This window comes from uncultured Anaerococcus sp. (assembly GCF_937934665.1).
Lineage (GTDB): Bacteria > Bacillota > Clostridia > Tissierellales > Peptoniphilaceae > Anaerococcus.
This window is the reverse complement of record NZ_CALGYW010000064.1, coordinates 31,089-43,816: the sequence shown is the minus strand read 5'-3', so window position 1 is coordinate 43,816 and position 12,728 is coordinate 31,089. Positions and strand designations below refer to the sequence as shown.

At 35.7% G+C, this 12,728-nt stretch carries 5 protein-coding genes and 1 pseudogene; all 6 read right to left on the bottom strand.

The window, feature by feature from the left end:
• Positions 1–4: 4 nt before the first annotated feature.
• Complete coding sequence (locus Q0410_RS03545) at positions 5–358, bottom strand: Asp23/Gls24 family envelope stress response protein (RefSeq protein WP_299032879.1); 354 nt, start codon at positions 356–358, stop codon at positions 5–7.
• 194 nt (positions 359–552) lie between these two features.
• Positions 553–4,080: a pyruvate:ferredoxin (flavodoxin) oxidoreductase gene (nifJ, locus tag Q0410_RS03540; protein WP_299032878.1), complete on the bottom strand. Its 3,528-nt coding sequence runs from the start codon at positions 4,078–4,080 to the stop codon at positions 553–555.
• A gap of 306 nt (positions 4,081–4,386) precedes the next feature.
• Positions 4,387–7,887 (bottom strand): annotated as a pseudogene (gene nifJ / locus Q0410_RS03535) (pyruvate:ferredoxin (flavodoxin) oxidoreductase).
• Between the two features lie 125 nt (positions 7,888–8,012).
• Positions 8,013–9,014, bottom strand: a complete 1,002-nt coding sequence (gene hprK, locus Q0410_RS03530) for an HPr(Ser) kinase/phosphatase (protein ID WP_299032877.1) — start codon at positions 9,012–9,014, stop codon at positions 8,013–8,015.
• Between the two features lie 2 nt (positions 9,015–9,016).
• On the bottom strand, positions 9,017–10,867 hold the full coding sequence (gene uvrC / locus Q0410_RS03525; RefSeq protein ID WP_299032876.1) for an excinuclease ABC subunit UvrC: 1,851 nt from the start codon (positions 10,865–10,867) through the stop codon (positions 9,017–9,019).
• Positions 10,864–12,633, bottom strand: coding sequence for an aminopeptidase P family protein (locus Q0410_RS03520; RefSeq protein WP_299032875.1), 1,770 nt, complete (start codon positions 12,631–12,633; stop codon positions 10,864–10,866). Before Q0410_RS03520 ends, uvrC begins: the two co-directional genes overlap by 4 nt.
• Between the last annotated feature and the right edge of the window lie 95 nt (positions 12,634–12,728).

Genomic DNA, 12,728 nt, shown 5'->3' with positions numbered 1-12,728 from the left:
TCTCCTATCTATTGATTCCTTGAACATAGATATTTACTTCTGAAACATTAACATTCAAAGATTTTTCAATATTATATTTAACATTTTCGATTATATTTTGACATACTACAGGTATTCTTATTCCATATTCTAAAAATAGGGAAATATAGACTGCTACTGTACCGTTATCTCTCCTAATAATCTCAACGCCTCTTTGCATATTGTTAACTCCAAGAAGCTTATATATGCCATCCTTAGCAGATCTGGATGCAAGACCTACAACCCCATAAGATTGCATAACACTTGCTACAGCAATATTTGCTATTACAGAATCATCGATTGTTATTTTTCCTAAATTATTTACATATCTGATCGTCATAATACCTCCAAAGTGTATTAACAGTATATATCCATTTTATTTTATTATACCATAATTTTGTCATGCTGATAAATTATTGACACCTATAATGGCATTATATCGAAACTTCATATAAAAATTATGTATTTTTGCAAAGAAAAAATCGCCATTATCGGCGATTTTTTCCTGCTTATAACATTTATCTACTTATATTTTTATTTATTAGCTAATTTTTTGTAAGATTCGTATCTTTCCTTAGCAGCTTTTTCAGCTTCTTGGTAAAGCTCATCAGCTGTTTCTGGGAATGATTTCTTAAGTGATGAGTATCTTACCTCTCCTTGGATAAATTCTTGAAAGGATTCCTTTGGTTCCTTGGAGTCAAGTTGGAATGGATTTTTGCCCTCGTCAGCAAGTCTTGGGTCAAATCTCCATAAGTGCCAGTAACCAGCTTCTACAGCTTGTTTTTCTCTGTATTGTGATTTACCCATACCAATTCTGATACCGTGGTTAATACATGGAGCGTAAGCGATTATGATAGACGGTCCATCATAGCTTTCAGCTTCTTTAATAGCTTTTAGAGTTTGGTTTTGGTTAGCACCCATAGCAACTTGAGCTACGTAGATATAACCATAAGAAGTCATCATTAGACCAAGGTCTTTCTTTCTAACCTTTTTACCTGCTGCAGCAAATTGTGCTACTGCTGATAATGGTGTAGCTTTAGAAGATTGTCCACCAGTGTTTGAGTAAACTTCTGTATCGAATACGAAGATATTGATGTTTTCACCACTTGCTAGTACGTGGTCAACTCCGCCAAATCCGATATCGTAGCTCCATCCGTCACCACCGAAGATCCATACAGATTTTTTGATCATGTAGTCTTTTAGTTTAAGGATGTTGTTTAGATATTTATTAGCGTCTTCGCCTTCTACTTCTTCTTTAACGTTTAAGATAGCTGCTGCAGCTTCTTTAGAAGCCTTTACATCATCTTTCCCTTCTAACCATGCTTTAAATGCATCGTTATATTCAGATTCAAGACCTAGTTCTAGGAACTTGTTCATGTTATCTTCAAGTAGGTGTGTATTTGCTTCAGCTGCAAGTTTCATACCATATCCGTATTCTGCAGCATCTTCAAATAGTGAGTTACCCCAAGCTGGACCCTTACCTGATGCAAGGTTCTTTGTATATGACATAGCTGGTGCAGATGCTCCCCAGATTGAAGAACAACCAGTAGCGTTAGCTATATACATTCTATCACCATATAATTGTGTGATTAATTTAGCATAAGGTGTTTCACCACAACCAGCGCATGCGCCAGAGAATTCGAATAATGGTTGTTTAAATTGGCTTCCCTTAAGAGTCATATCATCCATAACATCTTCTTTGTAGCCAACTACTTCGTGAGCATATGTCCAGTGTTCTTTTTCTTTTTCAACTTCTTCTTCGAATGGTTTCATTAGAAGAGCTTTTTCTGGAGCTGGACATACATCAGCACAGTTACCACATCCTGTACAGTCTAGTGGAGAAATTTGGATTCTAAATTCGTATCCATCCATGCCCTTACCAATTGCTTTTTTAGTTTCAAAGCCTTCTGGTGCGTTTGCTTTTTCTTCTTCTGTTACTAGGAATGGTCTGATAACAGCGTGTGGACAAACGTATGAACATTGGTTACATTGGATACAATTATCTATTTGCCATTCTGGTACGTTAAGAGCTACACCTCTCTTTTCGTATTGAGTTGTACCTGATTCAAATTCACCATTTTCAATACCTTCAAAAGCAGATACTGGAATATCGTCTTCTTTTTGTTCAAGCATTGGTTTAACGATGCTTTTGATGAATTCTGGAAGTTCCTTTTCTTCTTTAACTTCATCAACAGCGTCTTTCCATTCAGCAGGTACTTCTACCTTAACTGGAGCATTAAGACCTTTGTCTACTGCTTTATAGTTCATGTTTACAATATCTTCACCCTTGTGACCATAAGATTTAACTATTGATTCTTTTAGGAATTTAACAGCATCTTCTACTGGTATAACTTTTGTTAGGTTGAAGAATGCAGATTGCATGATCATGTTTGTTCTTCCACCAAGACCAATATTTTGAGCAATATGGCTTGCATCTAAGATGTAGAAGTTTACGTTCTTTTCAGCAAGAACTCTCTTCATCTTAGCTGGAAGGTGTTCTTTAAGTTCTTCTTCTGACCATACTGTATTAAGTAGGAATGTACCGCCTTCTTTAATACCTGCTAATAGGTCATATTGGTTAACGTAAGCTTGTTTTGAACATGAAATAAAGTCAGCTTCGTCTAATAGGTATGTTGATAGGATTGGTTCTTCACCAAATCTTAAGTGAGATACGGTTAGACCACCTGATTTTTTAGAGTCATAATCGAAGTAACCTTGAGCATACATGTCTGTGTTATCACCGATTATCTTAATAGCTTGTTTGTTAGCACCTACTGTACCATCAGAACCGAATCCCCAGAATTTACATCTACTTGTACCTTCATGTCTAACTTTGAAGTCATCTCTTGGAAGAGATTTATTAGTAACATCATCAGTAATTGATAATGTAAACTCGTGTTTTGGTTCATCTTGGTCAAGGTTGTCAAATACAGCCTTAATATCTGCTGGGATTGTATCTTTTGATGAAAGTCCGAAGATACCGCCAGTTATAAGTGGTCTTTCTTCTTCATCATAGTAGCTTGCTTTAACATCTAAGTAAAGTGGGCTTCCTACAGAGCCTTTTTCTTTTGTTCTGTCAAGAACAGCTATCTTCTTAACTGAAGCAGGTATTGCTTTTAGTAAGTGTTCTTTAGAGAATGGTCTGAATAAGTGAACTTCTACCATACCAACTTTTCTACCTTCTTCTAGTAGAACGTCGATTGTTTCTCTAGCTGTTTGACAAACTGAACCCATAGCAACGATGATATTTTCTGCATCATCAGCACCATAGTAGTTGAATAGACTGTAGTCTGTGTCGATTAGTTCATTGATTTGGTTCATGTAGTTTTCTACAATACCAACAATGTCTGTATAAGCGTGGTTGCTTGCTTCAGTTCTTTGGAAGAAGATATTCTTTTCAGCTGTACCCATGTGTTTTGGTCTTTCTGGGTTAAGTGAACGGTTTTTGAATTCTTCTACTGCTTCGTAGTCAAGCATTGGAGCTAGGTCTTTGTAGTCCCAAACTGCTACCTTTTGGATTTCGTGACTTGTTCTAAATCCATCAAAGAAATTGATAAATGGTAGTCTACCTTCTATAGAAGCTAAGTGAGCTACTGGTGATAGGTCCATTACTTCTTGAACTGAGTTAGATACAAGCATAGCACAACCTGTTTGTCTTGCTGCCATTACGTCTGAATGGTCACCATAGATTGATAGGGCATGTGTTGCTACTGTTCTTGCAGATACGTGGAATACACCTGGTAATCTTTCACCAGCAATTTTATACATGTTAGGAATCATTAATAATAGACCCTGACTTGCAGTATATGTACTTGTTAGTGCTCCTGCTGCAAGTGAACCGTGCATAGCTGCTGCTGCACCTGCTTCTGATTGCATTTCTTTTACTTTAACTTCTTGACCAAATAAGTTTTTACGTCCGTTTGCTGCCCATACGTCAACGCTTTCTGGCATTGGTGAAGAAGGTGTGATTGGATATATAGTAGCTACATCAGTAAACGCATATGATACGTGCGCTGCTGCTGTGTTACCATCCATTGTCTTCATTGCTCTAGTAACTGTCATCTAGACCTCCTAAAATTATTATAAACAATTATCATTAACACTAATAATAGTATAAATAAAATTTTAATTTTTGTCAAGAGAAAAAGAAAATATTTTCATGTTTTATTCATACCATTTATTTTTTATCTATTTCAACCCGTCTTTTACTCCTTATTGTTTATTCATTTCTCGGAAACAAGTCTTTTATTTAGCGGACTAAAATGCATAAATATTCTCACATTCAACTCTTAATTGAATAACGCCTTATTTTGATAAATTATAGAAACAAAAAAAGAAGCAAGCCTAAGCCTGTTTCCGGATTTGAAATTATTTTCCTGCCAGTCTCTTATAAGTATTGTATCTTGCCTTGGCTGCTTTTTCTGCTTCTTCATAAATCTGGTCAGCTGTTTCTGGGAAAGATCTCTTTAGTGATGAGTATCTTACCTCTCCTTGGATAAATTCTTGGAAGGATTCCTTTGGTTCCTTGGAGTCTAATTAGAATGGATTTTTACCTTCATCTTCAAGTCTTGGGTCATATCTCCATAAGTGCCAGTATCCAGCATCTACAGCTTGTTTTTCTCTGTATTGTGATTTGCCCATACCTACTCTGATACCATGGTTTATACATGGAGCGTAGGCTATTATGATTGATGGTCCATCATAACTTTCAGCTTCTCTCATAGCCTTTAAGCATTGATTTTGTTTTCTCCCATAGCTACTTGGGCTACATAGATATAACCATAGGTAGATAGCATTAGACCTAGGTCTTTCTTTCTTACCTTTTTACCAGAGGCTGCAAATTGAGCTACTGCTGAAAGAGGTGTTGCCTTTGAGCTTTGACCACCAGTGTTTGAATAAACTTCTGTATCAAATACTAGAACATTTACATCCTCACCACTTGCTAATACGTGGTCTAATCCGCCGTAACCTATATCATAAGACCAACCGTCACCACCAAAAATCCAAACAGATTTTTTAATTAGGTAATCTTTTAGATCAAAGATTTTTTCTATAAGGTCCTTACCTTTTTCATCGTCTACTGTTTCATCTTTTAAATTTAAGATTTCTGCAGTTGCTTCCTTAGTACCTCTTACATCATCTTTATTGCGAGTCCAATTTTCAAACGCCTTATTTAATGAACTATCAAGTTTAAGGTCTAAAAATTCTTTCATATATACTTCTAGTAGGTACTTATTAGAATCTGTTGCAAGTTTCATACCATAGCCGTACTCAGCATTATCCTAAAATAGTGAGTTTGCCCATGATGGACCCTTACCTTCGCAGTTTTTAGCATAGGATACTGATGGTGCGCTTGCTCCCCAGATTGATGAACAACCAGAAGCGTTGGCTATTAGCATCCTATCACCGAATAATTGAGTTATTACTGTTGCATAAGGTGTTTCTCCACATCCTGCACATGCACCAGAAAATTCAAGAAGTGGTCTCTTAAATTGGCTACCCTTTACAGAAGAATCGTCCATTACATCTTTTTTATAACCAACTACTTCGTGAGCATAAGTCCAGTTATCTTTTTGTTTTTCTACTTCTTCTTCGAAAGGTTTCATTAGGAGAGCTTTTTCTGGAGCTGGACAAATATCAGCGCAGTTTCCACATCCTGTACAATTAAGTGGAGAGATTTGAATTCTAAAATCATATCCTTCCATACCCTTACCTATCGCTTTTTTAGTTTCAAAGCCTGCTGGGGCCTTTGCTTTTTCTTCTTCTGTTACTAAGAATGGTCTAATTACTGCATGTGGACAAACAAATGAACACTGGTTACATTGGATACACTTATCTATTTGCCACTCAGGAACATTTAGAGCAACCCCTCTTTTTTCGTATTGGGTCGTAGCAGTCTCCCATTCTCCGTTGTCTATATCTTTGAAAGCTGAAACTGGAATTTCATCTTCTTTTTGTTCTTCCATAGGTTTTACAATATTTTTGATAAAATCAGGAAGCTCTACTTCTTCTTTTTCTTCATCTTTAGCATTTAGCCAAGATTCTGGTATATCTATTTTTTCGTAAGCGCTAGCTCCCATATCTACTATATCTTCACCCTTGTGGCCATAAGATTTTACTATAGAGTCTTTTAGGTACTTCATAGCATCATCTGTATCTATTACCTTGGTTAGGTTAAAGAAGGCTGATTGCATAATCATATTTGTTCTAGAGCCTAGACCAATATCTTCATCTATGTGGCTGGCATCTATTATATAGAAATTTATATTGTGCTTAGCTAAGTATCTCTTCATTGATCCTGGTAAGCGCTCTTATAATTCTTCTTTTGACCAAACTGTATTTAATAAGAAAACTCCTTCGTCTTTTAGTCCTTCAAGAAGGTCATAGTTAAATACACAGGCTTGTTTTGAACAAGATATAAAGTCAGCTTCGTCTAGTAGGTAGGTTGAAAGTATTGGGTCCTTACCAAATCTTAAGTGAGAAACTGTTAGACCACCTGATTTTTTAGAGTCATAGTCAAAATAGGCTTGAACATACATGTCTGTGTTATCACCTATAATTTTGATAGCTTCTTTATTAGCACCTACAGTACCATCAGAACCAAAGCCCCAGAATTTACATCTTGATTCACCTTCATGCCTTATTCTTAGGTCAGTTCTTTCAAGAGATTTATGAGTTACATCATCATGAATTGCTAGTGTGAAGTCCTTTTTCATTTCTCCTTTGAGGTTATCAAAGGCAGCTTCTATATCTGCAGGGATAGTATCCTTAGATCCAAGTCCAAACCTACCACCTATAATTTCAGGCTTATTTTCTTCATCATAGAAAGCTGTTACTACATCTTTGTATAGTGGTTCACCTTCTGCGCCTTTTTCTTTGGTTCTGTCTAACACTGCTATCTTCTTAACAGTTTTTGGTATAAATTTAAGTAGGTGGTCTTTAGAGAATGGTCTAAATAAGTGAACCTCAACAAGACCAACTTTTTCGCCTTTTTTCCTTAGTTCATCTATAGCTTCTCTAATAGCTTGGCAGCAAGAACCCATAGCCACAAGAATCCTATCAGCCTCGGACCACTATAGTAATTAAATAGACCATAGTCTGTTCCAATTAATTCATTGATTTTATTCATATAATCTTCTACTATTCCAGGAAGCTATTCATAAATTGTATTAGATGCTTCTGTTGCTTGGAAGAAAATATTCTTTTGGGCTGTACCCATAGTTTTTGGTCTTTCTGGGTTTAATGAAGTATTTTTAAACTTCTTAACTTGGTCATAATCAACAAGTGGTGCCAGGTCTTTATAATCCCAAACATCAATTTTTTGAATTTCGTGACTTGTCCTAAAGGCATCAAAGAAGTGTAAGAATGGAACACGTGCTTTTATTGCAGATAAGTGAGCGACAGCTCCAAGGTCCATTACCTCTTGAACAGAGTTTGCAGCAATCATAGCTACACCAGTTTGTCTGACGGCCATTACATCTGAGTGGTCACCATAAATTGATAGGGCGTGAGTTGCTAAAGTTCTTGCATCTATATGGAATACACCTGGAAGACGTTCTCCCGCTATCTTATATAGGTTTGGAATCATAAGTAAGAGTCCTTGGCTTGATGAATATGTAGTTGTAAGTGCTCCAGCGCCAAGTGCACCGTGCATAGCTCCAGCTGCTTCACCTTCAGATTCCATTTCTTTAACTGTAACTTCCTTACTGAAGATATTTTTTCTACCATTGGCTGCCCAAACATCTATGCACTCAGGCATTGGTGATGATGGTGTTATTGGAAATATAGTTGCTACTTCGGTAAAGGCATAGGAAATATGTGCTGCCGCAGTATTTTAGTCCATTGTTTTTTTGCTCTTTTAATTGTCATTTTTTACCTTCCTCTATATTTATTAAATAAAAGAAACTTTATTCGAGGTTTTCCCTCTCCACCTTTATATAGGAAAAAGTTATCCTTGACAAATATTTATGCATAAAAAAATAGAAGCCATGCTCCTATTTTTCTATATTATCATCTAGTCTTTCTGAGTGGAAAATGCTATCAGTCATAACCTTAGCTGCATTGTAACCAAAGGCCTTTTCTCTTTGGTTCATCGCTGCTACTTCTATGATTAAGCTTAAATTTCTACCTGCCCTAACTGGCACAACCAAGTGTGGAAGTTTTATGCCTAAAAGCTCAATATAGTGCTCATCTATACCAAGCCTATCGTATTCATAATCATCCTTCCACTGTTCAAGCTCTATTACCAAGTCAACCTCACTTTGTAACTTAATAGCACCCGAACCATAAAGCCTACGTACATTTATAATACCAAGACCCCTAAGTTCCATAAAGTGCCTAATATTTTCTGGGGCCTCCCCTATTATTTTTTTATCTATAGCAGTTATATCAACCATATCATCTGCAACAAGCCTGTGCCCCCTTGAAACAAGCTCAAGGGCTGTTTCTGACTTACCAACAGAAGACTTACCCATGATTAATATTCCCACACCATAAACTTCTAGAAGTTCACCGTGAACATTTGTAGTAGGGGCTAGTTGGTACTCAAGTTGGTCGGATATATCTGAAATTAATTTTGTTGTCTTGGCAGGAGATCTTAAAAGAGTGATATTATAATACCTAGCCAAGTCCACTATATCATTATTTAATTCCCTATTATAAGAAAAAATAACCGCAGGTATGTCATAGGATAAAATCCCCCTAAACCTCTCATACTGCATCTTGCTATCAAGACTTGTTAGGTAATTAAACTCTACAGAGCCAATAACCTGAAGCCTCTTATAAGGAAATTCTTCCATGTATCCAGTAAACTGAAGACCTGGCCTATTAACATCTGCATTCTCTAGGTCAATTTCATAATAATCTGTAGATTGGCTTATAATTTCTAGCCCCAAATTTTCTACAACCTTATGAAGCTTTATGGTTTTTTCTTCCACTCCTGAATTTACTTCTATTATCTCATCGCTCTTATCATTTATGTTATTAACTTCTGTCATACCTATCCTTTCAACCTAAAATACTTATATATTTCAAGGGCAGCTTCCTTGCCAACCAAGGGCACTTCCATAAGCTCTTCAACGCTCGCTTTTTTCATATTATTTATAGTCTTAAAATGCTTATAAAGGTTGGTCTTAGTTTTTTTACCTACTCCCTTTATCTCATCAAGTTCTGATTTTTTCATAGACTTTCTCATTAGTGACCTATGATAATTTATGGCAAACCTATGGGCTTCTTCTTGGATTTCGTAGATTAGTTTATAAACTGGATCCTTTCTTTTTATTGGAATTTCCTCATTGTTATAAATAATCCCCCTTGTAGTATGCTTATCATCTTTAACTAGGCCTGCTACTTCTATGTCCATATCCATTTCCTTGAAAACTTCCTTGGCAATAGTTACTTGTCCCTTACCACCATCCATTAAGATTAAATCTGGAAGTTTACCAAAACCAGTATGGGTACTACCCTTGGCAATTTCTTTTTTAGCATTTGTAAACCTACGGGTTAAAACTTCCTTAAGTGATGCGTAGTCATTTGGCCCTTCTACTGTCTTTATCTTAAACTTCCTATATTCTTTAGGGCTTGAAATCCCATTTTCAAAAACAACCATGGATCCAACAGACTGCACACCAGAAGTATTAGATATATCATAGGCCTCAATCCTATTTATTTTTTCTAGATTTAAGACTTCTTTTAGTTGGGTTAAGCCTGATGATTTATTTCTCTCTTTTTTATCGATTCTTTTTTCATACTTAACCCTCATATCGTGGGCATTCCTTGCAGCCATCGTAACAAGTTCAAATTTCTTGCCAAGCTTAGGCTCATGGATTGTAACCTTAGAACCCTTTTTTTGACTTAGGTAATCAGAAATAGTTTCAAGATCACTTGGCATGGTTTGGACAAGAATTTCTTTTGGAACAAAAAGTAAGTCCAAATAAAACTGTTTGATAAAGGAAGATATGATTTCGTCTTCCTTCTCAGCGAAGTCATTTTTGATAATAAAATGCTCCCTATCTACAATATGACCCTTACGCATAAAAAATACCTGGGCAACTATAATAGATATCCCCTTGTTAATGGCAATTATATCCACATCCTCGCCTGTAGTCTCAGTAACATATTGTCTTTCAGAGATAATAGATAGGGCTCTATAATAATCCCTATACTTAGCAGCCATCTCAAAATTAAGCTTCTTACTTTCTTCGTTCATTTTCTCTAAGACCTTATTAGGAATGGTCATATCCTTCTTATCAAGAAATTTTCTGACATCATCCATATATCTTAGGTATCTTTCTTCATCTTCTGCACCTATACAGGGACCCTTGCACTTTTTTATAAAATAATTTAAGCAGGGTCTTTCTAGACTTTGTCCCTTGTCGAAATTTAGGTTGCAGGTCCTAAAGGGATAATAATCATGAAAAAGATCAATCGCATCATTTACAGCATAGGCATCTGGATAGGGGCCAAAATAATCTGCCCCGTCCTTGTGGACCTGCCTTACTTTTTGTATTCTTGGAAATTTTTCTTTATTGATTTTTATATAGGGATATTGTTTGTCATCCCTTAAAACGATATTGTACTTGGGTCTATTTTTCTTAATTAGGTTTGACTCAAGAACCAAGGCTTCTACTTCATTTTGAACTATTATATATTCAAAATCAGCAATATGGCTAACCATAGCTAAAACCTTAGCTCCCTTATTTTTATTATTATCAAAATATTGTCTAACCCTATTTTTTAGAGAAATCGCCTTGCCGACGTAGATTATCTTTCCTTCAGAATTTCTCATAATATAGACCCCAGGTTTGGCTGGTAGGTCTTTTAATTTTTCTTTAAGCTCTTTACAACTCAAATTTCCTTACATCTCTCTTTCAAATATTCTAAATCGTGACCCTCAAGGTGCGGACTTAGAAGTTCATAGCATTTTCTATTATAAGCATTAATCCAGTCTATTTCTTCTGTACTTAGCATTTCTGTTTTTATTGGTCTAGTATCAAGTGGAACATAGGTTAGACTTTCAAATTTTAAAAAATGACCAAATTCATTATCAAAGGCCTTTGTAACATAGGCTTCATTTTCAAGTCTAATACCGTGGCTATTTTCTATATAAAGACCTGGTTCTATTGAGGTAGTCATATTTTCTACAAACTCTTCTTCATTTCTTTCAGAAATAGCCTGTGGTCCTTCATGAACAGTAAGAACAAAACCTACACCGTGACCTGTACCGTGGAAGAAGTCTTTCCCTGCCTTCCATAGTGGGTATTTGGCTATCGCATCTAACCTTGACCCCTTAGTTTTATTTTTAAACCTAGCTAAGAATAAACTTAAGAATGATTTTAAAACTAAAGTATAGTCAGTTTTTTCGTCTTCCCTAAGACTACCTAAGGCAAGGGTCCTTGTTATATCTGTAGTTCCTTCCTTGTAGTGGCCACCAGAGTCTACTAAGATCATGCCCTCATCTCTTATGGTCTTAGAACCAGTTTTTGAAGGTGCATAGTGGACTATTGCTGCATTTTCCTTATAACCTGCTATAGTTTCAAAAGAATCTTCTATAAAACTTTCATTTTCACATCTTAAATCATGGAGCTTATTAGATGCAGCTAGTTCATTCAATGAGCCAGTCCTAGCTCCAACTTCTAGCCAGTTAAAGAATTTCACTAGACTTACCCCATCTAGAATATAGGCTTTTTTGATATTTTCTAACTCGCTATCAGTTTTTATAGCCTTCATATAAGTTGATAGATTTATGCCTTGGCTTATTTTAACATTTGAATTTATGGCATCATATATAGCCACATTTGTCCTAGATGGGTCTAAGTAAATACTATTTTTACCTGGGATATTTTTAAGTAAGGTGTAAATATGTTCGTAAGAATAGATGCTAACCCCATTTTCCTCTAGGTATTCACGCACATTTCCATCAAGTTTGTCATTATCTATACATAGACTTATTTTCTCGTTAGAAACAAGCATATAAGAAAGCACTACCGGATTATAGTCTACATCATTGCCCCTGATATTTAGTAGGTAGCAGATATCTTCTGGTGCTCCTATAAAAGTATAATCACAATTATTATCAAGCATTTTTTCTCTTAGAATACCAATCTTATCCTTAAGGGTTAGCCCGCTAAACTTATCATCATGAATCCAAACCTTATCCTTTGGTAGACTAGGTCTATCAGTCCAGATTTTAGAAATATAGTCAAGGTCTGATACCAAAACCCTAGACCCCATATTTTCAGATAAATCCTTATAAGCTGTTACTGAATAGCATTCACCATCAAAACCGATTTTTCCAAATTCAGCTATATTTTCATCCAAGTATTCTAATACTGTTGGATAACCTTCAACTCCCATCTTCATTAGTTCAAACTCAGAAGCGGCAAGCTCTTTTTGAGCTTGTAAGAAATACCTAGAATCCGTCCAAATCCTTGCTTCTTTAAGTGTAATAACTGCAGTTCCAGCAGAACCTGTAAAACCAGAAATAAATTCCCTAGTTTTGTAATAATCAGATAGGTATTCTGATTGGTGAGGGTCAGAAGTTCTAACTATATAAGCATCAATTTTTCTATCTCTCATTAAAGATCTCAATTGTTCTAATCTATTATTTATATTCATCCCTGTCTCCTCTTAATTCTATTAGGCAAAAGCTTGCCTAAGTCTATAATAATATTTTATCCTACTTTGATATTATTTCTATCTTCCATTATACC